Here is a 24,711-nt window from a genome sequence, read left to right on the forward strand (position 1 = left end):
GCGCGAATTCCCTGTGCGTCAGGAATCATCCGCCGCGCGAGGCAAATCCCGCCGCGTGAGCCTGACCCCGCTTCCGCCCCGGGCAGTCCTAGTAGTCCGGGTTGCTAGGGGTCACGAGCCCTGTTTCGTAGGCGTAGACGACCACTTGGACGCGGTCCCGCAGGTGCAGCTTGGTGAGGATCCGCCGGACGTGGGTCTTAACCGTGGCTTCGGACAGGAAAAACTTGTGCGCGATTTCTGCGTTGGACAGCCCTGCGGCGATTGCCTCCAGCATCTCGGTTTCGCGGGGCGTCAATTCTTCGAGCAGGGGATCGCGGGCCTGGGTCGCCCGGCCGGGCACGCGGCCTCCGCGGACATAGGTTTCCAGGAGCCGCTGGGTGACCCTCGGCGCCACCACGGCGTCGCCGCTGGCTACAAGCCGGACACCCTGGACTAACTCGGCGGGCGCAACATCCTTGAGCAGGAAGGCGGAGGCCCCTGCCTGCAATCCGGAGAAGGCATATTCATCAAGGTCGAACGTGGTCAGGATGATGATTCTGGCGCTTGATTCCGAGGCCGTGATCCGACGTGTGGCTTCGATTCCATCCATGGCAGGCATCCGGACGTCCATGAGGACCACGTCCGGTTCCAGTTCCTCGACTTTCCTCACGGCTTCGGCGCCGTCGGAGGCTTCGCCCACCACCTCGAGGTCCTCCTCGCCTTCCAGGATGAGCCGAAATCCCATGCGCAGCAGGGGCTGGTCGTCCACCAATAGAATCCTGATGGGAGCATTGTCAGTCATGATTTCCCCTTGTCGCCATTCCACTTCAGCTCCGCATGGACCCGCCACCCGCCGTGGATTCCAGGACCGGCATCCACGGTTCCAGCATAAATTCCCGCACGTTCACGCATCCCCGCGATGCCCTGGCCCGTTCCCAAGGCCGCCTCTTCGGTACCCGGATCGCGGGAGCCCCTGCCGTCGTCGAGCACTTCAATGGTGACTGAGTCACCTTCCCGGACGATCCGCACATCCACCTGACTCAGGGAGCGCCCGTACCTGAGCACATTGGTGAGGGACTCCTGCACAATCCGGTAAACGGTGAGCTGGAACGCCGGGTCTTCAGGAAGCGCAGGTCCCGTGTGCGAGTAGTGCAACGGCAGCCCCGCCGTCCGGAATCCATCGAGCAGCTTGCTCAGGTTGAGGCCGGTGACCAAAGGCTCCAAAGGCGCAGGACGCGCGGAGTCCTCCCGCAGCACGCCGAGGACGCGGCGCATATCTGCCAACGCAGTCCTGCCGGTGCGGGAGAGTTCGCCAAGCACCTCGCCGGCGCGCTCCGGATCCTTCTTGACCACGACGGCGGCGCCGTCCGAGAGGCTGATCATGACCGTCAGGGAGTGGGCCACGACGTCGTGCATCTCCCGGGCGATCCGGTTGCGTTCGGTAACGGACCCCAAGCGGGCCGTGCGGGCTGCCCACGCCCTGATTTCGCTCTCATGCTCACGCCGCTGCCGTACCGAAATGCCGATCCCGGTGGCGATCAAGTTGGACAACAAAATGCTGACCGCCGCCGCGATGTTGCTGATGAGGTGGAAATTTTCCGGAATCGCCTCTCCGTTGGGCGGGGCAATCGGGCTGGTCCACATGAACAGATACACGAGGGTCAGCGGTAGGCTCGCCGCGCCAAACACAGTCAACGCGAAGGTCCGGGCCCTCCCCACGGCCACGGCATACAGCGCAAACCACAGTCCCGCCGAGACGTTCGAACCCCAGGGATTCAACAGCGTCACAGCCACTTCGAGGACCGCAACGGCCGCAGTGACACTGAGCGGATTGCGGCGCCGAAGGAACAGGATAGCGGCGATGGCAACGAGCAGCAGGGCGGCGAACCATTTGCCGTCCACGATGGAGCTGATGAACGTGGACAATGACAGCAGCGAATAGCAAAGCACCACCACCGCGTCCGTGACCCGGGGGTGCTCGAAGAGATAACGGCGGATCCTGCCACGGCGGCGCAGGGTGATTTCAGCAAAGGACGCGTCGGCCACGTGGGCTGACGCGTCCTTTGCTGGCAACTCTTCACTCATGGCTTGAGCCTAGTGGCCTTGCCTTGAGCAAGTGTCCCTGGATCGCGAATCAGACGATTGCGAATTAGACGTCGCGCTTCTTGAGCGCAATGAGGGCAGGAACCATGAACAAGATGACATAGCCAAGGAACACGAGGCCGCCCGCCCAAGGATCCAGGGTGCCGTCTACGTGGCCGATCGACAAGAAACGGCCACCGGCCTCACTGGGCAGGTACTGCGGGACGTACTTCCAGAATTCGCCCGGTGCGAGGGAGAGGAACTGGCCGGCGAACGGGAGCACGAACATGATGCCCACCAGGACAGTGATCCCGCCGGCCGGGTTCTTCAGCAGGGTTCCGAGCGAGAGGCCGATCAGCGCGACCCCGGAGACGTACAGTCCGCCGGTGAAAATGCTGTAGAGGACACCGTCCGTGTTCCAGCCGAGGTCGAGGCCGAAGTTGGCGAACATGGGTGACGCGAACAGGAAGGTCACGACGCCGGCCACTACCGAAAGGAGGTAGGAGACCACAACCAGGACCACGGCTTTGGCACCGAAGGTGGAGAGCCGGCCGGGCGCCGCGTTCATGCTTGACCGGATCATGCCGGTGGCGTACTCGGAGGCAATGAAGAGTACGGCCAGGGATCCCATCGACCAGGATGCCGATGTTGAGTCCGGCGTTCGGCAGGTTGTAGAGGTTGAATCCCGATCCGGGCGGGAACGAGTCAACGGCCTGTTGCACCGTTTCCTTGTGACCCTGGCGTCCCACCGTGACCATCTGGTTGATGAAGTTCCAGCGGACCAGTGCGGAGAGCAGGCCGATGCCGACAATGGCCACGAAGGTCAGGACCAACAGGAGCTTGGTGCTCATGAGGGTCCGGAACTTGATGGATTCGGAGTTCAATACCCGGAGGAAAGTGACGCCGCCGTTCCCGGCCGACGGGATCGCATGTTTCTTGCTGATGGTAGTGGTGCTCATGACTGGATCCCTTCCATGGTGGCAGCGGAGGTGGCGCCGACGGCGGGGCTTTCGTCCAGCGGGCCGCCTGGTGCTGCCGGACCACCGGTGATGTGCGAGTGGTATTCCACTTCGTCTTTGGTCAGCTGGAAGTAGGCCTCCTCCAGCGAGGACGTGAGCGGAGTGAGCTCGTAGACCAGTACCCGGTTGTCCAGGGCGAGCTCTGCGATCCGGAGTGGCTCCATTCCGTACACTTCCAAGGTCTCCCGCTCGTTCTGCTCGACCCGAACGCCGTCGCTGGCCAGCAACTCGGACAACCGCGTCGTCTCGGAAGTACGCACCAAAGTGCGCTTGCGGGACTGGCTCTCGATCAGCGCATCCACCGTGGTGTCGGCGATGATCTTGCCGCGCCCGATCACAATCAGGTGATCGGCGGTCTGGGCCATCTCGGACATGAGGTGGCTGGAGATGAAAATCGTTTTACCCTGGCTCGCCAGGTAACGTGCAAGGTTCCTGACCCACTGGACGCCCTCGGGGTCGAGTCCGTTGACCGGCTCGTCGAGGATGAGCGTCTGCGGATCCCCGAGGAGGGCGTTGGCGATGCCCAGCCGCTGCCCCATGCCAAGGGAGAATCCGCCGGCCTTCTTCTTGGCGACGGCGGTGAGGCCGGTCATTTCGATGACTTCCTCAACCCGCGAGTTTGGAATCCCGTGCGTTGCCGCCATGGCCCGGAGGTGGTTGTACGCGCTGCGGCTGGTGTGGACCGCTTTGGCGTCGAGCAGGGCGCCGACCTGGTGCAATGGCGCCTTGTGCTGGGAGTAGTGCTTGCCGTTGACTGTCACGTCACCCGACGTCGGGCGGTCGAGACCCATGATCATGCGCATGGTGGTGGACTTGCCGGCGCCGTTCGGGCCAAGGAAGCCCGTAACTTTGCCGGGCTGTACGGTGAAGCTGATTCCGTCCACGGCTGTCTTTGCGCCGTAGACCTTCCTCAAGCCTGTTGCTTCAATCATGGAAGCGTTCCCTCCGCTTGCTGCAGATGTGTGTTGACTGTAGATACAACGCTAACCACCCGCCCCGCGGAAAGCGCCGGTCTCAGGGATGATTCAGGGTGCGGCCAGGGTAGTCCCAATGGATGATGCCCGCCGGGTTCGCCGCAGCGCGCTTCGCATCCCATCAGACTATCGGCGGGATTGTGGCTATGATGAACAGCAGGGTCTACCTTGCTGCTCACCGGTTCGCCACTCGTCACATACGGCAAACCATCAGCTAGCACTCGGTCGGCTCCAAGCGAGCCACCATAGTCTTCGGGCATGCTCTCAAAGCCTCAGCTCATCAATAGCGGCATCGGGGTGGCCGTCGTCGGCATTGCCGCCGGTGCCTTCTTCGTACTGAACGGCGTACCGCAAGCGGCCGTCGACACCACAGCCCGCACCGTCGCGGTCAGCTCCGCGGACCTCGCTGCTGTCTCCACCGCCAGCGGAAACGTCTCGCCTGCAAGCACCACCGTCATCAACGCGCAGAACTGCACCGGGCCAATCGCCTCGGTTTCCGCATTGACCGGCCAGCAAGTCACGGCGGGGCAGGTGCTCGTCACGATTGATCCGACCAACGCCCAAAACGCGTTGGCCGTTGCGCAAGCCCAGCTGGACTCGGCAGCCGCGCAGGCAAACCAGCAGCAGGCATCTGCCAGCAACCAGGTAGCCTCGGCAAGCCAGAAGCCCTGGCGAACGCCCAGCAGACCGCCAACCTGGACGCAAGCCAGCAGGCTAGTGCCGTGGCCGCAGCTCAGACGGCGGTGAACAATGACACGGCTACGGTCGCGACCGCGCAGGCCGCTGCTACGGCCCAGCCCAACAGCCAGCAGGCCCAGACCGCCCTCAATTCGGCCCAGGCGCAGCTCGCGAAGGACAACCAGGCGCTGACCCAGGCCAGCAACTCGCAAGCCAGCTCGGCCCTCAAGGACAAAGAGCAGCTGGGCTCGGCCCAGACCGCCCTCACTTCCGCAGAGAGCGGGGGCGGCGCTACATCCAACACGACGTCCGCCCAGATCGCCGTCGACACCGCAAACAAGAACTTGGCGTCCTGCTCCCTGGCCTCGCCGGTTTCCGGCACCGTCACCGCCGTCAATGCGGTGGTCGGAGGCAACGCCGGCAGCAGCTCAGGCTCATCCGGTTCCGGCTCCTCAAGTTCCTCTGGGGCCTCCAGCGCCTCGGGCAGCTCGTCCTCAAGCAGCGCGAGCACGTCGTCGTCCGGACTCATCACCATCAGCGACACTGCGCATCTGCAAGTCATCGCCAACTTCGCCGAATCGGACATTGCAGCCATGAAGACCGGCGACGCCGCCACCTTCACCTTCCCGGCACTCAAGACAGATGCCAACGCCGCACCGGTCACCGGTACCATCACGGCGATCGCACAGAACGCCACCACCACCAACAACGTGGTCAGCTACCCCGTGACGATCTCCATCAAGAATCCGCCGGCAGCCCTGCGGCTTGGCCAAAGCGCAAACATTTCCGTCACCACGGCAACTGCCAAGAACGCGCTGACGGTGCCTTCGCTGGCCATCACCACCAGCGGGACCAAGCAAACGGTCAACGTGAACAAGAACGGGACCGCGACGGCGGTGACCATCACCACCGGGATCACGGACAACGGCCGCACCCAGGTGTTGACCGGGGTCAGCGCCGGTGATGAAATTGTCCTGCCCACCATCTCCTCGACCCTTGACACCACCGGCACTACCGGACGGACAGGAACCGGCGGGCTCGGCGGCGGTACCGGTGGATTTGGTGGAACCGGTGGCACCGGCACCGGCACCGGCACCGGCGGCACGCGAAATGGCGGGTAAGCAGCCGTGAACGACGCTGTCATCCAACTGGACTCCGTGAGCAAGATTTACGGCAAAGGAGAGGCTGAGGTCCGCGCGCTGGACTCCGTCAGCATCTCCATTGACCGTGGAGACTTCGTGGCCATCATCGGCGCCTCGGGCTCTGGAAAGTCCACCATGATGAACATCATCGGCTGCCTCGACGGCGCCACCGAGGGTACCTATCACTTGGACGGTATCGATACCGGGACCTTGGACGAATTCCAGCTGGCCCAGATCCGCAACCGAAAAATCGGCTTCGTCTTCCAGAACTTCAACCTGATTCCGCGTACCCGGGCCGTGGACAACGTCTCCATGCCCCTCGCTTACGCAAAAGTGCACCGCAAGGAACGGCGTGAGCGGGCCTTGGAGGTGCTCGATTCAGTCGGTTTGGCGGAACGGGCGGACCACAAGCCTTCGCAGCTCTCCGGTGGGCAGCAGCAGCGCGTGGCCATCGCGCGGGCCTTGGTGACCAATCCGGTGCTACTCCTGGCCGACGAACCTACGGGCGCCCTGGACACCAAGTCCTCGCACGAAATCATCGGATCTCTTCGAGTCCTTGCATGCCAACGGCCGGACCATCGTGATGATTACGCACGAGTCCGACGTCGCAGCGCGGGCCAACCGCGTGGTGCGGTTCCAGGATGGCCACATCATCGAGGACCACCGGGTCCGCGACGTCCATGCGCACCCGCTCGAAACCGCGGTGGCGCTATGATGATCGCCGAGTCCGTCCGCTTCGCCCTGACGGGGGTGATGGCCAACAAGATGCGCTCCATCCTCACCACCCTGGGCATCCTGATCGGCATCGCCTCCGTCATCATTCTGCTCGCGGTGGGTGCCGGAACGTCCAACGCCATTAAGGCCCAGATCGGCAAACTCGGAACCAACGTGCTTACCGTAAGCCGGCAGACGGCGGCGGGCGGGCGCGCCGCGGGTGGCGGGCAAGCCGTCACCGGTCCGCGCTCCCGCGGCACCAACCTGACCCTTCAGGACATGGCCGCGCTCACCGATCCAGTCATGGCCCCCGACGTCGCCACGACGGCGCCCGTAGTCACCGCGCAGAACGTCACGGGAACCTCCCAGGACGCAACCCACGCGGTCGCAACGTTCGTGGGGACCACGCCGTCGTACTTTGCCATTTCCAACGACACGCTCGCTGCGGGTTCCTACTTCAGCGACGGCGACGCAACCAGCGGTACCGCTGTGGCGGTCATCGGCAACACCGTGGCGCAGGATTTGGTAGGCCCCGCAGTGAACTCGGCCGTGGGGCAAACCATCGCCCTCAACGGCCAGAACTTCGTGGTCTCAGGGTCCTGGCGCAGAAGGGATCCTCGGGCCTGAACGATCCGGATGACATTGTGGTGATCCCCTACAGTGCAGCCCAGGACAAGTTCACCGGATACTCGCCCTCTCTCGCCTCCATCAGCGTCCAGGCAAAGTCGGCGGACGTGATGAGCCAGGACCAGAACGAGGTCCAGATGATCCTCAATGCCAGGCACAACGTCACCTCTGCCAACCGTGACTACCAAGTACGGAACCAGGCCCAGATCCTCTCCACGGCCACCACAACCACGGCCACACTGACCATCCTTTTGGGTGCGGTGGCGGGTATTTCGCTCCTGGTGGGCGGAATCGGCGTCATGAACATCATGCTTGTCACGGTCACCGAACGCACGCGTGAAATCGGCATTCGAAAGGCGATCGGGGCCTCGCGGGGGAGCATCGTGAGCCAGTTCCTGATCGAATCACTCATCATTTCGCTGATCGGCGGGGTGCTCGGTATTGCCGGAGGCTACATCGGCAGCGCCTTCCCCGTGCTGGGAACCCAGCCTGAAGTCCAGTGGTGGACCGTGTGGCTTTCGTTCCTGGTTTCCGCGGCGATCGGCTTGATTTTCGGAATCTACCCGGCCAACAAGGCGGCTAAACTCCGGCCGATCGACGCTCTGCGTTACGAATAGCCCCCAGATCCACTCCCCAGCAATGACCAAAGAAATATCCCAACAGGAGATTCACAAATGTCCTATTCAGCACCGGAGCCCGGCCCGATGAACCAGCCCGAGCCCCAGCAGCCCCACTCCCAGCAGCCCCGCAGCGGCCAGCCGACCGCGGTCCTCCAGGCCACTGGACAGGAACCCACCGGGCAGGGTTGGGGCCAACCCCAGCCGCCGGAGCCGTTCGTGCCCAAGAAGCGCTACAAGATGGGACGTCTGACGATGATCCTTCTTGCCGTGCTGTTGGTCGCCGTCGGCTTCTTCAGCGGCGTCGGCGTCACCAAGCTCATGGACGCCGGACAGACCCGTCCCGGCCGCGGCCAGTTCCAGAACTTCAACGGCCAAGGCGGTCAGGGCCGCAACCGGCAGAGCGGCGCCCCCACCAACGGGGCCTCGCCGAGCGCGATCCCTTCGGCACCCGCCACCTCGGCACCGTAACTTCCAGCGCCGTCCACCGGCCACCCAACTAGCTCGCATTTGTCGTTTTGAGCTCTCATAACGACTAATGCGAGCTAGTTGCTTTTCGCCAAAGGTTTCGCGGCGCCGGCCAGCCACAAGGCGATCAGGATCGGCACCCCGATCGCTAGCAGCGCCATATGGATGCCGGTGTGGTCGCCCAGGAATCCCAGGAGCGGGGGACCAGCGAGAAACGCCACGTATCCGATGGTCGAAACCACCGAGACGCGTGCTGCTGCGTGCTTGGGATCATCGGCAGCAGCGGACATGCCCATTGGGAAGGCCAAGGCGGCGCCGATCCCCCAGAGAGCCGCGCCAACCGCAGCCAAGATGAAGTTGTCCGCGAAGACGAAAAGGCCCAAGCCCACGGCAGCTGCTGCCATGCTGGCCCGCAGGACGGCTACGCGCCCGAACCTGTCGATTGCACGGCCACCAAAGAATCGCATCAACGTCATCGCCGCCACGAAGAGGGCAAACAGGAGGGCTCCCGTCGATTCCGTGGCGGCCAGTCCGTCTACCGCGGCTTTCGCGATCCAGTCATTTCCCGCGCCTTCGGTGAGGGTAGCACCGAGGACGACGACGCCGATCAGCAGCGTGCGCGAGTCCCGCCACGCCGAGCGGCCCTTGACAGCCGGCGCATCGCCGTCGGACACCACGATCGGGGCCACGTGGGGCATAAAGTAGCGCGGCGCCGTCAAGGTCAGAAGCACTACGACGCCGGCAATGACCAACAGATGCTGCGGAAGCCCGACTCCTATTTGGGAGAGCCATGCACCGATCACGGCACCTACAAAGGCGCCCCCGCTGAAGGCTGCGTGGAACTGCGGCATGACGGTGCGCCCGAGCCGGTGTTCGACGTCGGCCCCTTCAATGTTCTGCGACACATCCCACAGACCGACCCCCACACCAAAGAAGAACAGTGCCACCGCGGTGGCGGCCACGGAGCCGGCCATCAAGGAAAAGGCGATCCCCGCGCCGGCGAAGGCAGCCAACAGCCCTGCCGCGCGGACCGCGTTCGCCGTACCGATCCTGCCCACCACCCATCCCGCGGATGGCAAGGCCGCCAGGGACCCGACGGCGGTGCACAGCAACAAGGTTCCCATCTGGCCTGATGTGAGGTTCAAGGTCTGGGTGACGGCGGGAATGCGTGCCGCCCAGCTGGCAAAAACCAGCCCATTCATGCCGAAGGCCAGGAAAGTGGCGATTGCCGCTGCTTTGACGTTGGCGGGGGTTCGGGTGCTAGTGCTCATACGGTGACAACTTCCACGGAGAGATTTCTTGCGTTGTTTTCTTGGACCCGGGACGCGCTATTGGGTCGGCGTTGCGGGCGAATGGTGGTGCGCAGTGGTGATGCGGGCAACCGCTTCTACGGTGGTGGCCCGGTCATGCGGTTCGGTGTCGAGGGCGGCATGGATGAAGAGTCCTTCAATTAACGCATCGAGCATCCTGCACGTGACCGGGTCGAAATGCAGGCCCAGGGCGCGTCTGCTCCGGGCCATCCAGTCCCGCGTGATCTGCCGGAACACCGGCTTCCGGGCGGCGAGCGTATAGAGCTCGTGCGTCAAGACCAAGTCCCGCTGCGAGTCCAGCAAGTCGAGATGGATCAAGTCCACCACTGCGAGCCGCGCGCCGTCGACGTCGTTTGCTTGTTCCAATTGCTGGTCGAAACGATCGGCGATCGAATTCCCGAAGCGCCTGAACGCCTCCGTGAGGAGTTCATCCATGCTGGCGAAATGGTACGTCATGGACCCCAGTGGTACTCCAGCATGCTCGGCAATTTTGCGATGCGAGGCGCCGGCCACGCCTTGGGCAGCGATGACGTCAAGAGTGGCCTCAATAATCCGGTCCCGGCGGTCCGGATCGAAGCGGCGAGGGGCCACGGTTTCAGATCTCCCGTATCACGCGGGCCGGGTTGCCCACCGCGAGCGAGTTGGCGGGAATGTCCCTGGTGACCACCGCGCCTGCGCCGATGACCGAGTTGTCGCCGATGCTCACGCCGGGAAGGACGATTGCCCCGCCGCCGAGCCACACGTTGTCTCCGATGGTGATCGGCTGTGCGCCCTCGAGGCGGTCGCGGCGCGCCTGCGGCTCCACGGGGTGAGTGGGCGTCAGCAGCTGCACGTTGGGGCCGATCTGGCAGTCCTCCCCGATGGTGATCGGGGCGACGTCCAGGGCAGTCAGGTTGTAGTTGATGAAGGTCCGGGCTCCAACAGTGATGTAGGTGCCATAGTCCACGAAGATCGGTGGTTTGATACGGGCTTCTTCGCCTAGGCCGCCCAAGAGCTCAGCGAGGATTTGCCGGGCAGCATCCTGGTCTTCAACGTAGGCGGCAGCGTACTTGGTCTGCAGCACTACAGCCCGCTGGGATTCACGCGCACTCTCTGGATCGTCGGAGATATAGAGGTCCCCGGCAAGCATCCGTTCGCGGTTCGTGCGCGGGTCATCAGCGAAGTAATCAGCCATGCGTACGATCGTACACATCGTCGGGTCGAAGGGAAAGTCCCCCCTTCCGGGGGGGAGTTGCTGGAGGTTAGCGCGCCCGCTCTACCCGCGACTCGTCCCAGACCGGCTCGGCAGATTCGTAGACCTTGCCGTCGGATCCGAAGGCCAGGAAACGGTCGAAGGACTTCGCGAACCAGCGGTCGTGGGTGACGGCCAGGACGGTGCCTTCGAAAGCATCGATCGCACGTTCCAAGGCTTCACCCGAGTGCAGGTCCAGGTTATCGGTCGGCTCATCCAGAAGGAGGAGCGTGGCGCCGGAAAGCTGGAGGAGCAGGATCTGGAAGCGGGCCTGCTGCCCTCCCGAGAGCGACTCGTACTTCTGCTCGGCCGAGCCCACCAGCCCGTAGGAATCGAGCGCCCCGGAAGCAGCCTCGCGGCCGAGCCCGGAGCGATGCTCGTCGCCGCGGTGCAGGATCTCCAGGAGCGTACGGCTCAGGAGGTCGGGACGGGAATGGGTCTGGGCGAAGAACCCGGGACGAGACATGGCACCCAGTTTGACGGTGCCCTCGTGCGGAACTTCAGCTATCTCGACGTCGGAAACTGGCAGGTGCTCGCGCTCCGGATCGGTGCCGCCGGCAGCCAGCAACCGGAGGAAGTGGCTTTTGCCCGAGCCGTTGGAACCCAGCACGCCCACGCGGTCGCCGAACCAGATCTCGGTAGAGAACGGCTTCATCAGCCCGGTGAGTTCAAGCTTTTCAGCCACAACTGCGCGCTTGGCCGTGCGGCCTCCCTTGAGGCGCATGTGCACGTTCTGCTCAAGAGGCAGGGCTTCGGGCGGACCGGCTTCCAGGAACTTGGCGAGCCTCGTCTGCGCTGCCTGGTATTTATTGGCCATGTCCGAGCGGAACGCCGCCTTGGTCTTGTACATGATGACAAGTTCCTTGAGCTTCAGGTGCTCCTCGTCCCAGCGCTTGCGCAGCTCTTCAAAGCGCGCGTTGCGGTCGATGCGGGCATCCACATACGTGCCGAAACCACCGCCATGCACCCACGCACCGGCCCCGTTGATACCCGGTTCGAGCGTCACGATACGGCCCGCGGCATTATTGAGCAGCTCGCGGTCGTGGCTGATGAAGAACACCGTCTTCTTGGATTCGTTCAGCTTGTTTTCGAGCCAGCGCTTGCCCGGAACATCCAGGTAGTTGTCCGGTTCATCCAGGAGCAGCAGCTGATCCGGTCCGGAGAATAGCGCCTCAAGCACCAACCGCTTTTGCTCGCCGCCTGAAAGGCTCGACGCCGGGCGGTGCTGCGCGCGGTCAAAGGGAAGGCCGAGCGCGGCCATGCAGACTTCGTCCCAGACGGTCTCGACGTCGTAACCCCCGGCGTCTCCCCAGTCCACGATCGCTTGGGCGTACTGCATTTGGGTGGGCTCGTCGTCGTGCTCCATCATGGCGAGCTCGGCGTCTTCGACTGCTTTTGCGGCCGCCGCAAGCGCCGGTGGCGCGGCGGAGACGAGAAGGTCGCGCACGGTGGACTCATCGCGGACCTGGCCGACGAATTGGCGCATGATGCCCATGGTGCCGGAACGGCCCACCACGCCTTCGTCCGGGGTGAGATCTCCGGCGATGATCTTGAAAAGTGTCGTCTTGCCCGTTCCGTTGGGCCCGATCAGAGCCGTTTTGCTGCCGTCCGGGACCTTGAAGGTCACGCCGTTGAGCAGCTGGGTGCCGTCGGAGAGGAAGTAGTCGATGCCGGAAATATCAATGTGGGCCACTGCCCCATCTTCCCACGGACTGCGCGGGACTCCTCAGCCATCAGAACCTGCGACGGCGCGGACAGCCGTGGGGATCTTCCATAAAGGCCTCACGCCGAAATGACGTTGACACCGCGTGCGGCAAGCGCAGGGATGATAGGCGATGCCGGGCCAGCGTCGGTGATTAGGCCTGTGATCTCATCCAGAGACAAGACTTGGTAGGGCGAGGCTGCGCCGATCTTCTCGGACAAGGCGAGGATGTAGGTATCCGCCGCCCGGGCTGCGAGGGCGCGCTTCATGGCCGCCTCATCGGGATCACCAGTAGTGAGGCCGGCCTCGGGGTGGACCCCTGTTCACCACCGCGTAGTTGGGGCCTTCCGGCGTGCAAAAGCCGGCGCGTGCTCCGGCCGCGGACCGAAAGCAATCATGAGCGCCGGAAGTTTTCTGAACCACGGCATGTGCCGGGCGATAAAGACCACCGGTCCCGGCGGGCGGACCGGTTGGCCCGACACCGCAGGACCGAAAACCGCCTTGTGGAGCACGCGCTGCCCGTTCTGAATGAGCACGGTGGGGAGCCAACGACGTTTCTGCACCGAAGCGAGCTCGGCCTCGCCCAGAGTGCCCCGGAGCAACGGCGGGGCGATGCGCTGGGCGGCGGCAACGGCGTCCTGGATCGCCAGGTTGATTCCCACGCCCCCGGCGGGAGACATAGCGTGGGCGGCGTCGCCGATCAGCAGAAGGCCGGGCTTGTGCCACGGTTTGATCCGGTTGAGTTTCACGTCCAGCAAGTGGAGATCATCCATAGACTTGATCTCGTCCAACCGGTCCGCCAGATCTGGTCGCAAGCGCGCTATGCGCGCCCGAAAGCTTTCCACTCCTTCGACCCGCATCTGCAGATCCTTGCCCTTCTCCGCGAGATAGGCGATCTGGTAGAAGTCCTTGCGGGTCAGGCTGAGCAACACATCCGTGCCGGAGAAACTGGGCATGATGGAGCCCAACTGTTCCTGTTCGTCGGCACGCCTGGAGAGCCGGAACCACCACGTATCGAAAGGCACCGGGAACTCGTGGGGGACAAGTCCAGCCTTCTGCCGGAGCACCGAGCTGCGGCCGTCGCATGCCACCGTCAGCTCGGCGTGTAGTGCGCCCCCACCAATCACAGCCCCCGACGACGCGTCCCGGGTGCGGTACGCCACCCCGGCGACCTTCCCGCCGTCGTCGTGCAGCAGGTCCGTTGCTTCCGTGTTCATGCGGATGGTGAACCGTGGCTCCTGGTGTGCCGCATCGACCAGGAAGTTCAAGAGGTCCCATTGGGGAACCATGGCGACATAATCGTAAGGCGGCTTGAGCAGGCCGAAGTCGCCAAGAGTGACTTCTCCGCCCCGTGTGGGAAGCCGGAAATTGCCCAGCTTGCTTTGTGGCAGGGCACGGAATCCCTCGCCGAGCCCGAGCTCATCCAAGAGCCGGATGGTGGAGGCATGAACGGTGTCGCCGCGGAAATCTCTCAGGAAGTCGGCGTGCTTTTCAAGGACCGTGACCTCCACTCCGGCCCGGGCCAGAAGGAGTCCGAGCATCACCCCAGCGGGGCCGCCGCCGACGACGACGCAGGTGGTGCGTTCAAGCTGGACCATGGCGACTCCCAGAGGATTCAACTAATTCATCAAGCGTTGAATTAAGTGTGCACCCGCCCGGAAGGCGTGTCTAGGCGCACCCTCGAGCGCCGGGAGGGTGAGCCGTCAGCCGGCCGCCGTCAGGAACGATTTGAGCAGCGGTCCACTGGTTGTCGCGCCGAGGCCGCCGTCTTCCACGAAAACGGCCACCGCCAGATCGCCGTGCACCGCAACGATCCAGGCGTGCGTCTTCGGCGGGTTATCCGTTCCGAATTCGGCCGTCCCGGTCTTCGCGCCCACAGGCGCCCCGGGGACCGACGCGAGGAATCCAGCGTGGCCTGAGGTCACCACGGCCCGCATCATGTCACTCAGTGCGGCGGCCTCCGCCGGCGTGACCGGCTTGTCGGACGCTGCCTGAGCAGGCGGCGTGGCAGACACCGTGGCAGAGGCGGACGACGACGGCGAGCCGGACGCCGTCGGGGTGGCACCTGTGGAGGGCGAACCAGAGCCGGGGTTCAGGACAAGTTGCGGCGACACCGGCGCGCCGTGGGCCACCGAGGCTGCCATGAGCGCGGCAGCGAACGGGGAAAGGAGCACTTTGCCTTGGCCGATCATGGAGGCCGCGTGCTCGGTGCCGTCGGCGCTTGCTGGTACTGAGCCCAGGAACGCGTCCGCTCCAAGCTTCGGCGCTTGAACTGCCAGCCCCAGTGAGGTTGCCGCGGATTCAAGTTGGGCCTGGCTGACTTTGTCCCGGGAACTGATGAAGGCCGTGTTGCACGAATGGGCAAATGCGTCCCGCAAGGCGACAGAGCCCAAGGACGACGCCGGATAGCCTTCGGCGTTCTTGAAGGTCCGGCCGTCCACGGTAATGGTTGGCGTGCACTCAACCTTGGAATCCGGCGTCATTCCGTTGCGGATCAAGGCGAGGGAATCGACGATCTTGAACGTTGAACCCGGCGCGTATTGGCCCAGCATTGCGGTGTTGTAGCCATTGCTTCCGGGGCCGGAGGCTGCCGCAAGAACAGCGCCGGTGGACGGACGGAGCGCCACAATTGCCGAGGCCGGTCCAACGCCCGCCAAGGTGTCTTCGGCGAGCTGCTGCAAGCGCGGATCCAGGGTGGTCTTCAGCGGATCGCCAGGCTTCGTGTTGACGGTGAAAAGCACTCGGCGGGGATCCGGCTTTGCTGTTTTGATCTGGTCGTCGGTCATGCCTTGCGGCCGGGCCTTGATGGAGACTCCATCTTGGCCACGGAGCTGGGCGTCGTATTGTTCCTCCAGGCCGCCGGTCCCGACGATGTCTCCCGCTTTGAGTGTGCCCCCGGCCTTTTGGATCTGTTCGGCGCTTGCCTCAGCCGCGCTACCCAGCACGGCGCGGGCGAAGGTGCGCGTCGGCGCCAAAGGCAGGGAATCAGGAATTGCCCGAGCACCCGGAATCGCGGCAATCTGCTGGTCCGTGATCGTCCGGCCGTCCTGACGCAGGGTGATGGCACTGACGAAAGCCTGCGGGCCGGCCGCCTGGACCTGTTTCACGTACGTGGCTTCGTCCACGCCTACCAGTTGCGCGAGCTTCGAAGCTGAAGCAGCAGGATCCGCGGATCCGATCGTGGTCTTGTCGATGCCGACAAAAACCACGGGACGGTAGCTGATCAATTTAGCGTCCCCGGCGCCAAGGATTTCAGCCCTGGCCGGAGGAGTAACCGTTTTGTCCAGGACTTCGCCGTCCTTCAGGTCCGGCTCCAAGAGTGTCGTAGTCCATTGGACGGCCCATTTGTCGCCCGATTTCTTCAGAGCCGCCTGGGAGGTGTACTTCCATTGCGCGGTTCCGATCTTCCACGTGAAGTTGAGCGGGACCGACGCTTTGTCCCCGTCGAGCTTCACAGCGCCGCTTTCAACGGAAGGCTTGGCAGGATCGAGGGCTGCAAACACCGCCTTGAGCTGCTCGTTTGCCGCGGCAGCGTCTTTGCCGTCAACGGCGAGCGATCCGACGTCGAGCGCTGCCAGGGACGACGCGAGCTGCTTGGCCGCACCCTCCGCCCCGGAGCGGCCGTCATCGCAAGCGGACAGCGAGCCGGCAATCATCAGGGCAGCAAGCCCCAGGACAAGGTTCTTAGTTTTCCCCATTTGCGCCATTATGCCTTCTGACGCCAATTTCGCGAGTCAAGCTCTGCCCTCCTCCCGTCTGACTGGCATTATGTGTCGCTTTGAGGGCTCAAAATGACACCTACTGCGAGTCAGTCGGGTCGACCGGTCAGTTGGGTGGGTTAGGGGGCCCGGATGATCCTGCGCTGTGTCGCCACGGCGATGGCCGCCGTCCGGTTATCTACGCCCAGCTTGGCGTAGATATGCACCAAGTGCGTCTTCACCGTGGCCTCGGAAATGAAGAGCTGCCTCGCCATGGCACGGTTGCTCATACCGGTGGCGAGCAGCTCCACAAGCTGGACTTCGCGGGTGCTCAAGGCGGGCGCTGGATTGCGGATCCTGCCCATGAGCCGCGCCGCGACCTCGGGCGCAAGCGCCGTCTGGCCGGCAGCCGCGGACACCACGGCCTGTCGAATCTGCTCGGGCGGCGCGTCTTTGAGCATGTATCCACTCGCGCCGGCCTCCACCGCGGCGAGGATGTCTGCGTCGTTGTCGTAAGTGGTCAGGATCAGGACCGGTGGCGGGGGAGTCCCGGCCTCACCGGCCTTGATTTTGCCGGTCGCAGTGACGCCGTCCATCCCCGATCCCATTTGCAAATCCATGAGAACCACGTCCACGGGTTCCCCGAGCGCATGGAGTTTCGAGAGTTCCGCCAAGGCGGCGCCGCCGTCGGACGCTTCCGCCACCACACTGACTCCCTCGAAGTCGGCAAGCATGGCCCGCAGCCCCGCCCGGACCACCGGATGATCGTCCACGAGCAAAACCGTGATGTTGCCTTTCACGCGGATACCCCCTGCGCCGGGTTGCCAGTGCCCAGCGGCAGCCGGACGGCCACCACGGTCCCGTCACCGGGGGTGGACTCGACGTCGAGCGTTCCATTCAGGGCTGCCAGTCGCTCGCGCAGGCTTTTGAGCCCGACGCCGGTTCCGTCACCGCGGGTTTCCGCGGCAGCGGCCAGCGCGGGATCGAAGCCTGCGCCGTCGTCGAACACGTCCATGGTCACCTCGGCGTCCAGGAAAGACAGGGTGACGACGGCGGTGCTTGCGTGGGCGTGCGCCCACACATTCGCCAGGGAAGACTGAGCTGCGCGCAACAAAGTGGTTTGGTACGGATTGGGCAGCGGCACCGGCGTGCCCTGGAGCTCGAAGCGGCAGCGCAGCATCGCTCCGCGCGCAGCGGCTTCGGCCTCGGTCTTCGTGCAGAGCCGCCGCAAGGTGTCCGCCAAGGTGGACTCGTCCAGTTCCGGAGACCCCAGTCCCCGGACAAAGTTTCGCGCCTCCGCCAGGTTGCTGGCCGCTGTCTCCCGGACGGTCCTGAGCCGGTCACGGGCCGCGACGTTGTCACCGGCGTCGAGGGCTTTCTCCGCCGAGCGCCCCATCAGGACGATGCTGGAAAATCCCTGGGCCAACGTGTCGTGGATTTCGCGAGCGAGTCTTTCGCGCTCAGCCAGCACACCGGCGTCGTGCTGGCTGCGGGCGAGCTCGGCGCGGGTTCGGCGCAGCTCCTCGGCGGCGAGGCGTTGGTTCTCCGCCTCCGCGTACAGCGCCCGGTACGCCAGACCGGTCGACCAGGGCGAAGGCGGCACCGAAAACCGGGCCGAGGACCATGGGAAGTTGCACGGCATCGGCGCTTGCTCCGCGGTTGTGGAACCACATAGCCGCGATCAACAGTGCAGTGCTGGCGGCTATGCCCAACAGCGCGGGGCGGCGCGGCAAGATATGCAATTGCACGAAAAACAACGGGAAAGCTATCCAGGCAAAGTCCGGACTAATGGACATAAGCAGCAGCCAAAGGAAGCAGACGGCGGCGAGCCACCACCGGGCATAGGGTTTCGGATCGAAGCGCTCGGAATTGACGGCGTGTCTCTTCTCGAGAGTCGTCCCCACGAGATAGACGGCGGCCAGCAGCAACGCGAGAGACAGGCCTGCCCCGGTGGCCAACGGCGAAAGGTGCGCCATGGACCAGCCTGACGATCGCAACCAACAACAGCACCGCGAATCCGACGTGCAGGCTAACGCGGAGGACACGCAAAATCGCGGCGGAGCTGACGGGCTGCGCGGCTTGCGGCAATTCAGATCCCTGCATGCTCCCCAGCGTATCCCCGCCCACCGACACTTTTGCCCGTATTCCGCGGCTCGGGGACCGAATCAACCGAATGGTTGATTCGTGCGTCAACCAAGGCGATCTCGCGGATCCATCCCCTTCCCGATGCGGTGCGCGCCTTCCCGTCGGAGAGTTGAAACAAGACCAAAAGCAGCCTCAAAGGGCCTTCGAATCAAAGGAATTACATGTTTCTCGCCGTGCGCGACATCCGCTTTGCCAAGGGCCGCTTCGCCCTCATGGGAAGCGTCGTCGCCCTCATCACGCTCCTCCTCGTCATGCTTTCCGGCCTTACCGCGGGTCTCGCCGACCAGTCCACCTCGGCCATCGCAGCCCTCCCGGCGTCGCGAATCGTCTTCGGTCCGCCGGCAGGGGGCGAAGCCAAAGCTTCCTACACTGAATCGGAAATCTCGAGTAAACAACTCGAGGCGTGGCGAAACAGGCCAGGCATCGCCTCGGCGGAGGCGGTCGGCATCTCCCAGACGCGATTCCAGTCCCTCGATTCGTCCAACAGTGCGGCGGGAACCGCCAATGTCGCCGTCTTCGGGGCCAACGGCGGCATCTCGCCTGTCGCTGTGAAGGACGGCGAGGTGGTGGTCGGAGGGACCTTGGCAAAAGAACTCTCGTTGCGTGTCGGAAGCCGGGTGACAGTGGGCGGTACCGCACTGACCGTATCCGCAATCACCCAGGATGAGTGGTATTCGCACACCGGCGTCGTCTGGACCTCCCGGGCCACGTGGCAGCAGTTGGCGCACATTCCTGCCGGGGCATCTATCGGAACAGTCCTCGCGGTGACGTACGACGCCGGTGCCTCCGTGGATACCGACGCCGCCAATGCGGCGGCCGGCACGATCAGCGCCACCCCCAACGGCTCGTTCCAGGCACTCGGCTCCTACAAGAGCGAGAACGGCTCGCTCATGTTGATGCAGGCTTTCCTCTACGGCATCTCGGCCCTGGTCATTGTTGCCTTCCTGACGGTCTGGACAGTCCAGCGCACCCGCGACATCGCGGTGCTCAAGGCCATGGGGGCCTCGTCCGGATATGTGGTCCGGGACGCGTTGGTCCAGGCCGGAATTGTCTTGTTCGTCGGCGCAGGTCTGGGCGGTGGGATCGGCGTTTTGGGCGGCTTCTTCGCCGCCAAAGCGGCCCCGTTCCTGGTAACTCCGCTGACTACCCTCGTCCCCATTGCCGGGATTGTGCTTCTGGGGCTTGGCGGGGCGGCGGTCGCGGTCCGCAGCATCACCAAGGTGGATCCGCTCATCGCCCTCGGTGGCAACTAACCCCGTGCCGCGCCGTATCGTAAATATTCCCTGAAAGGCATATCAATGAATCCTGTCCTCAGCCTCGTCAACGTCACCCTTGAATACCCGGACGGCGACTCCACCCTGAAAGCCTTGGACGCCGTGGATCTCCGGGTAGACGCGGGCGAGTTCTTCTCACTCGTCGGCCCGTCCGGTTCTGGAAAATCCTCGCTTCTGGCCGTGGCTGCAACACTCGTCCGGCCGAGCTCCGGGCTCGTCGTCATCGACGGCAAAGATGCCACAGGGCTCAAGGACACCGAGCTCACTTCCTTGCGGCGGGAGAAGGTGGGCATCATCTTCCAGCAACCCAACCTCCTGCCGTCGCTGACCGCCGTCGAGCAGCTAATCATCGGCCACCATCTCCGAGGCAGGCCGACCGCTCCGGCACGCAAGCGCGCCACGGAACTCCTCGACGTCGTCGGGCTCGGCGGTTCGCTCAACAAACGGCCGCATCAACTCTCCGGCGGCCAGCGGCAGCGCGTGAATATTGCACGGGCGCTCATGGGTCAGCCCGGCGTACTGCTCGTCGACGAACCGACGGCGGCCTTGGACCATGAGCGAAGCGAATCGATCGTGCGGCTCCTGCGTCAGGTGACGGACGAATTCGCGACCGCGACCGTCATGGTCACGCACGATACCGAATTCCTGCCTCTCACCGATTCCGTGGCAACCATGCGCGACGGACGCCTGAGCGTGCCGGCCCTCACCGTGGGCCCACCCAACTAGCTCGGGTCAGCCTCCCAGAACAGCCTCATCCTGGGCATCGTCATAGGCATCGCGGGCCTCGAGAATGCTTGGCACGTGGTCCTCCGCCCAAAGCCGCAAAAGAGTGAGGGGTGCCAAGAGGGAGGCGCCTATCTCGGTCAGTTCATAGTCGACGCGCGGTGGCACCTGGGCGTGGACAGTTCGAGTGATCAGACCGTCCCGTTCAAGGGCGCGAAGGGTCTGGGTCAGTACTTTGGGGGTCACAACGTGGACCATTTTTCGAAGCTCGGAAAACCGGACGGGCCCGTCCGCGAGGACCTGGACCACCAAGGAGGCCCATTTGTCCCCGATGCGCTGGAAGATCACCCGGGACGGGCAACCCGGGTCGAGGACGTTTGCTGGCGGCTTGATGGTATCCATGAGGTAACTAAGTTCCTTTGAAGCTATCAGTATCAAATAAATACTGTAGTTGTATTGCAAGGATAGCAACCCCAAGGAGAGTCATGAAAATCGCAGTTTACGGCGCAACAGGCATGGTCGGAAGCCAGATCGTCAACGAATCCCTCACCCGGGGCCATGAGGTGACCGCCATCTCCCGCAAGGGCTCAGAGATCGCCGGCGCAAAGTCCCTGGCCGCCGATCTGGCCGACGGCCGAACCTTCGCCGAGATCGCCAAAGCGCACGACGCCGTCATCCTCGCCGCCGGACCGAGCCGCACCGGCGGAGACCACGGCGAGTGGCTGGCCGCAATGGATACCGCCTACAGCAATGCCGAAGGCACGCGCCTCCTGATCGTCGGCGGTGCAGGCACGCTGGAGATCGACGGCGTCCGCCTCCTCGATTCGCCAGACTTCCCTGAGGCCTACAAGGCGGAAGCGACCACCGGGGCCGCAGCCTTCGCCGCCGTCAAGGAAGCTCCCGAGAAGCCTGGACTGGACCGTGCTCGCACCGGCACCCGTGATCCAGCCCGGTGAGCGCACCGGCAACTACTCCACCGCGAAGGATTCCCCCGCTGGCAACAGCATCTCTACACAGGACTACGCAGTGGCAATGCTGGACGAAATTGAGACCCCGGCCCACCGCCGCGCCCGTTTCACAGCAGCCAACTAACCCCGCTCACGTCTGTTGCGTATTTTCCCGACCCTCTTTCAGATATGAGCTGAAGATCCGGTTCCCTCCTGCAGATCATCTGCAGGAGGGAACCGTCGTTTGGGTACATAAGTGAGCGAGCGTCAGGGGGAGGTTAGGCGCCAAGGCCCAGCGCGGGAACCTTCAGGCCAAATATGTCTTTCAAGGCATGCTTAGCGGCGTGATAGCCTGGCATTCCTGTCACGCCCGGCCCGGGTGGCGTCGACGACGAGCACAGGTACACACCCGGCAGCGGCGTTCGCCACGGCACAGGCGAAAGCACCGGACGCTGCAACAGCCCGCGAATATCAATGATGCCTGCGCCGAAATCGCCGCCCACATAGTTCCCGTTGTAATCGGCCAAGCCGGCCGCCGTCGTCGTCTTCCAGCCCATCACCACATCCCGGAAGCCCGGCGCGAATTCCTCGATCCTGGCCATCACAGCCTCGGCCATGTCCACCGTTGACCCCTTGGGTACGTGGCAATACGACCAGAGAATGTGCCGGCCAGCAGGCGCGCGTCCAGAATCCACGATCGACGGCTGGGCGACCAGGACGTACGGTTTCTCAGGATGGCGGCCGGCGGCGACCAAGTTCTCGGCTTCGGCAATGTCCGCCCGTGTGCCGCCCACATGCACGGTCCCGGCATCGGCGAGCCCGGGAGCGGCCCATGGCACCGGCCCGGAGAGGATGAAATCGACCTTGCACGCAGCATTCCCAAAGCGGAATGTTTCCAGGGACCGGCTGTAGCGCTCGGGAAGCGCCGAGCCTGCCATGCGAAGGAATCCCGGAGGCGCAACGTCCAGGAGGATGGCCTTCGCGGGACGCAGCTCCTCCAAGGAATCGATCTGCCTGCCGGTCTCAATTACCCCGCCATGCGCCTCGATATCCCGGGCGAGAGCGGCCGCTATCGCTGCAGAACCACCCACCGGAATGGGCCATCCGCCCGCATGAGCCAGCGCACCCAGGAGGAGTCCCGCCCCCGCAGCGGCAAGCGAAGGTAGCGGTGCAACGGCGTGCGCCGCGACGCCACTCAAGAGGGCTGGGGCTGCATCCCCGGTGAAGCGCCGGTTCCACCACGGCGAGCCTTGTTCCAGGGTTGCCATGGCAAACCGAAGAGCCGTCACCGGGTCGGCCGGTATCCGCAGCAGCTGGTTCTGCGTTACGTCCAGCACCCCACCCAGACCCTCCACCAGCGGTCGCATCAAGCGAACAAATGCAGCTCCATCGGCTCCGAGCTCAGAGGCGGTCCTCTCCAAGGAGCGGTACGCGAGGGCTGCCCTGCCGCCGTCGAGCGGTGTTCCGTATTGCACCTCCGGCAAACGCAGCTCCACACGCCGTTCAAGTTCAAAATCGCGGAAGAATCTCGACGCCAGAGCCATCGGATGGACGGCGGAACAGACATCGTAGACATGCCCCGGTTCCAGCAACTCAGCGGAACGCGTTCCGCCTCCGATCGTCTCTGCGGCCTCGTACACCCGGACGGCAAGGCCCGCACGGGCCATGACCACCGCGGCGGCCAAGCCATTCGGTCCCGAGCCGACGACGGCGACCTCATCCATCGCGCTCGGCCTCGCCTCGCGAATACTCGCCTTGCAAATACTTGCCCTGCGTGTCGTCGCCCTGCGCATGCACATCGTGCGTCGAATCCACAGAGTACCCGCCCACCGGCGGCTCCTCCAGAGACGGTAGAGACTGGGCGGTCCGTCGCCAAGGCAGCACCGAGGCAGGGGGGTTCGCGAGGTCCACGCGGAACCAATCCTTGGCGCCGTCGAACTCTCCACCATGGGGATCGTCCACGCCCCGGGTTCGGAGCGGGTCCAGGCGCGGTTCCCAGATGTCCCAAGCAACCCTCAACATCAAATATGCGGTTGCGGCCATATGAAGGATCACGGCCATGACGTAGTAAGGCATGTCGATGTTGTTCTGCGCTGGCCCGCCACTGCTGGTCTGCCCGAGGTACATCCACGTGGCGGTCCAATGCAGCGCCTCTGCTGCCTGCCAGACCAGGAATTCGCGCCAACGGGGGCGGGCCAAAGCCAGGAGGGGGATAAGCCACAACACATATTGCGGCGAATAGACCTTGTTGCTGAGGATGAACGCAGCAACGATCAGGAACGTCAGTTGCGCCAAACGCGGCCGCTGCGGCGCCGTCAAAGCCAATCCGGCAATGAGAACGCACGCAAGCAGGAACATGTTCATTGCCAGGGCGTTGATGGCTCCGGGGCCAAGTTGTGCCAGCTGCAGGCGTTCGGCCACCAAGTTGTAGGCAAACCACACCGAGCTGTATCCAGCCGGGCGGTCCTGCGTGTAGTCGAAAAAGTATCGCCAGCCCGCCGGATTCGCGGCGGCGATCGGAACATTGACCGCTAGCCACGCTATGACCGCCGAGAGTGTTGTCGCGATGAAGGCCCGCATGCGGCCACTGCGTATCGCCAGGAGGAAGACTGCACCGAGAATCAGCATCGGATACAGCTTGGTGGCCGTGCCCAGGCCGATGAACAGGCCTGCCAGAAGAGGGCGTTCTTTCGCAAAGAAGTACATCCCCACCGCGAGCATCGCGACAGCCCACATGTCCCAGTTGATGACTCCAGCCAGGACGATTCCCGGGGCGAGGGCCACCATGGCCGCGTCCCAGGGCCGGCGGCGGTTGATGCGCGCGGTAGCCAGAACAACCACGATCCACATGGCGGCAACCAGGGTGGCATTCACATCGAAGTACCCCAGTATTCGTTCAGGACTAGCGCCATGTCCTGGTACCAGCCACGCAGTGACCCCGGCGATCAGCCCGGTGATCACCGGGTATTCGAAGGGGGTCTTCTGGTCAAAGAACGGAAACGCGCCATCCGCGAGGCCTCGGCTGCTGAAGAGTTCGGGGAAATCCGAGTAGCAGGTGGCGTAGAACTGCTGGGGGGTGTGCCAACCGTTGACGCGGCAATAGCCCTTGATCAGGATCGACAGCAGCGCGGCAACGATCGTAAGGATGATCAGGACACGTTCCACCGTGAAGAATCCGGGGGAAATGGTTCCGGGGGAGGAACGCCAGCCGAGCGGACCTCCGATCAGTTCAGTAAACCTGCTGAGCAAGGAATCACTGCGACTGGGAACCACAAAGCGCGCACGCTTTTGCTGGATGTGCGGCTTCGTCTCCTGCATGGAATCGAGCTTACCGGCCTTAAAAGGCGGAAGCCCACGCGCAGCCGCGTGGGCTTCCGAGGC

At 64.1% G+C, this 24,711-nt stretch carries 21 protein-coding genes and 3 pseudogenes; 8 read left to right on the plus strand and 16 right to left on the minus strand.

Features of this window, described 5'->3' with window-relative positions; translation table 11 throughout:
• Positions 1–88 precede the first annotated feature (88 nt).
• The 4 genes from ACF0H6_RS11635 to ACF0H6_RS11650 form a co-directional block, all read right to left on the minus strand.
• Positions 89–781 (minus strand): response regulator, encoded by a 693-nt coding sequence (locus ACF0H6_RS11635; RefSeq protein WP_395249728.1) that lies wholly within the window; start codon positions 779–781, stop codon positions 89–91.
• On the minus strand, positions 778–2,064 hold the full coding sequence (locus tag ACF0H6_RS11640) for a sensor histidine kinase (protein ID WP_395249729.1): 1,287 nt from the start codon (positions 2,062–2,064) through the stop codon (positions 778–780). Before ACF0H6_RS11640 ends, ACF0H6_RS11635 begins: the two co-directional genes overlap by 4 nt.
• Positions 2,065–2,128: 64 nt before the next feature.
• Positions 2,129–2,692, minus strand: a complete 564-nt coding sequence (locus ACF0H6_RS11645) for a hypothetical protein (protein WP_395249730.1) — start codon at positions 2,690–2,692, stop codon at positions 2,129–2,131.
• Between the two features lie 324 nt (positions 2,693–3,016).
• Positions 3,017–4,012, minus strand: coding sequence for an ABC transporter ATP-binding protein (locus ACF0H6_RS11650; RefSeq protein ID WP_395249731.1), 996 nt, complete (start codon positions 4,010–4,012; stop codon positions 3,017–3,019).
• A gap of 300 nt (positions 4,013–4,312) precedes the next feature.
• Between ACF0H6_RS11650 and ACF0H6_RS11655 the strand changes: the two genes are divergently transcribed.
• Genes ACF0H6_RS11655 through ACF0H6_RS11675 form a run of 5 tightly spaced genes read left to right on the plus strand, consistent with a single transcriptional unit; the run spans position 4,313 to position 8,303 of the window.
• A complete protein-coding gene (locus ACF0H6_RS11655) occupies positions 4,313–4,801 on the plus strand; it encodes a biotin/lipoyl-binding protein (RefSeq protein ID WP_395249732.1) in 489 nt (162 codons plus the stop codon).
• A complete protein-coding gene (locus tag ACF0H6_RS11660; protein WP_395249733.1) occupies positions 4,777–5,853 on the plus strand; it encodes an efflux RND transporter periplasmic adaptor subunit in 1,077 nt (358 codons plus the stop codon). Before ACF0H6_RS11655 ends, ACF0H6_RS11660 begins: the two co-directional genes overlap by 25 nt.
• A 6-nt stretch (positions 5,854–5,859) precedes the next feature.
• Complete coding sequence (locus ACF0H6_RS11665) at positions 5,860–7,215, plus strand: ATP-binding cassette domain-containing protein (RefSeq protein ID WP_395249734.1); 1,356 nt, start codon at positions 5,860–5,862, stop codon at positions 7,213–7,215.
• Between the two features lie 17 nt (positions 7,216–7,232).
• Positions 7,233–7,832, plus strand: coding sequence for an ABC transporter permease (locus ACF0H6_RS11670; protein ID WP_395249735.1), 600 nt, complete (start codon positions 7,233–7,235; stop codon positions 7,830–7,832).
• A 57-nt stretch (positions 7,833–7,889) separates the two neighbouring features.
• Positions 7,890–8,303: a hypothetical protein gene (locus tag ACF0H6_RS11675; RefSeq protein ID WP_395249736.1), complete on the plus strand. Its 414-nt coding sequence runs from the start codon at positions 7,890–7,892 to the stop codon at positions 8,301–8,303.
• 74 nt (positions 8,304–8,377) lie between these two features.
• Here ACF0H6_RS11675 and ACF0H6_RS11680 read toward each other — a convergent pair whose 3' ends face one another.
• The 9 genes and pseudogenes from ACF0H6_RS11680 to ACF0H6_RS11720 form a co-directional block, all read right to left on the minus strand.
• Positions 8,378–9,571 carry an MFS transporter gene (locus ACF0H6_RS11680; protein ID WP_395249737.1) on the minus strand — a complete coding sequence of 398 codons (1,194 nt, stop codon included), beginning with the start codon at positions 9,569–9,571 and terminating at the stop codon, positions 8,378–8,380.
• 57 nt (positions 9,572–9,628) lie between these two features.
• Complete coding sequence (locus ACF0H6_RS11685) at positions 9,629–10,201, minus strand: TetR/AcrR family transcriptional regulator (RefSeq protein WP_395249738.1); 573 nt, start codon at positions 10,199–10,201, stop codon at positions 9,629–9,631.
• A gap of 4 nt (positions 10,202–10,205) precedes the next feature.
• Positions 10,206–10,784: a sugar O-acetyltransferase gene (locus tag ACF0H6_RS11690; protein WP_395249739.1), complete on the minus strand. Its 579-nt coding sequence runs from the start codon at positions 10,782–10,784 to the stop codon at positions 10,206–10,208.
• 67 nt (positions 10,785–10,851) lie between these two features.
• Positions 10,852–12,534 carry an ABC-F family ATP-binding cassette domain-containing protein gene (locus tag ACF0H6_RS11695; RefSeq protein ID WP_395249740.1) on the minus strand — a complete coding sequence of 561 codons (1,683 nt, stop codon included), beginning with the start codon at positions 12,532–12,534 and terminating at the stop codon, positions 10,852–10,854.
• Positions 12,535–12,623: 89 nt separating this feature from the next.
• Positions 12,624–12,851: pseudogene (locus tag ACF0H6_RS11700) on the minus strand (DeoR family transcriptional regulator); the annotation flags it as partial.
• Positions 12,852–12,866: 15 nt separating this feature from the next.
• Positions 12,867–14,141 carry an FAD-dependent oxidoreductase gene (locus ACF0H6_RS11705; protein ID WP_395249741.1) on the minus strand — a complete coding sequence of 425 codons (1,275 nt, stop codon included), beginning with the start codon at positions 14,139–14,141 and terminating at the stop codon, positions 12,867–12,869.
• A 105-nt stretch (positions 14,142–14,246) separates the two neighbouring features.
• Positions 14,247–16,241: a penicillin-binding transpeptidase domain-containing protein gene (locus ACF0H6_RS11710; protein ID WP_395249742.1), complete on the minus strand. Its 1,995-nt coding sequence runs from the start codon at positions 16,239–16,241 to the stop codon at positions 14,247–14,249.
• Positions 16,242–16,381: 140 nt separating this feature from the next.
• Positions 16,382–17,041 (minus strand): response regulator, encoded by a 660-nt coding sequence (locus tag ACF0H6_RS11715; RefSeq protein WP_395249743.1) that lies wholly within the window; start codon positions 17,039–17,041, stop codon positions 16,382–16,384.
• Positions 17,038–18,344, minus strand: a pseudogene (locus ACF0H6_RS11720) (sensor histidine kinase). The gene ACF0H6_RS11715 and the pseudogene ACF0H6_RS11720 overlap by 4 nt, the downstream one beginning before the upstream one ends.
• 203 nt (positions 18,345–18,547) lie before the next feature.
• Here ACF0H6_RS11720 and ACF0H6_RS11725 point away from each other — a divergent pair.
• Together ACF0H6_RS11725 and ACF0H6_RS11730 are read left to right on the plus strand one after the other, a co-directional pair.
• A complete protein-coding gene (locus ACF0H6_RS11725; protein ID WP_395249744.1) occupies positions 18,548–19,639 on the plus strand; it encodes an ABC transporter permease in 1,092 nt (363 codons plus the stop codon).
• A 45-nt stretch (positions 19,640–19,684) separates the two neighbouring features.
• Complete coding sequence (locus ACF0H6_RS11730) at positions 19,685–20,386, plus strand: ABC transporter ATP-binding protein (RefSeq protein WP_395249745.1); 702 nt, start codon at positions 19,685–19,687, stop codon at positions 20,384–20,386.
• Between the two features lie 6 nt (positions 20,387–20,392).
• Here ACF0H6_RS11730 and ACF0H6_RS11735 read toward each other — a convergent pair whose 3' ends face one another.
• Entirely contained in the window at positions 20,393–20,785 is a 393-nt protein-coding gene (locus ACF0H6_RS11735) for a winged helix-turn-helix transcriptional regulator (RefSeq protein WP_395249746.1), read from the minus strand.
• A gap of 83 nt (positions 20,786–20,868) precedes the next feature.
• On the opposite strand from ACF0H6_RS11735, the pseudogene ACF0H6_RS11740 reads away from it, so the two are divergent.
• Positions 20,869–21,475, plus strand: a pseudogene (locus tag ACF0H6_RS11740) (NAD(P)-dependent oxidoreductase).
• 133 nt (positions 21,476–21,608) lie between these two features.
• Here ACF0H6_RS11740 and ACF0H6_RS11745 read toward each other — a convergent pair.
• Positions 21,609–23,054 (minus strand): phytoene desaturase family protein, encoded by a 1,446-nt coding sequence (locus ACF0H6_RS11745; RefSeq protein WP_395249747.1) that lies wholly within the window; start codon positions 23,052–23,054, stop codon positions 21,609–21,611.
• Positions 23,047–24,648 (minus strand): glycosyltransferase family 87 protein, encoded by a 1,602-nt coding sequence (locus tag ACF0H6_RS11750; RefSeq protein ID WP_395249941.1) that lies wholly within the window; start codon positions 24,646–24,648, stop codon positions 23,047–23,049. The genes ACF0H6_RS11745 and ACF0H6_RS11750 overlap by 8 nt, the downstream gene beginning before the upstream one ends.
• Positions 24,649–24,711 lie beyond the last annotated feature (63 nt).

The organism is Arthrobacter sp. NA-172 (assembly GCF_043952055.1).
GTDB lineage: Bacteria > Actinomycetota > Actinomycetes > Actinomycetales > Micrococcaceae > Arthrobacter.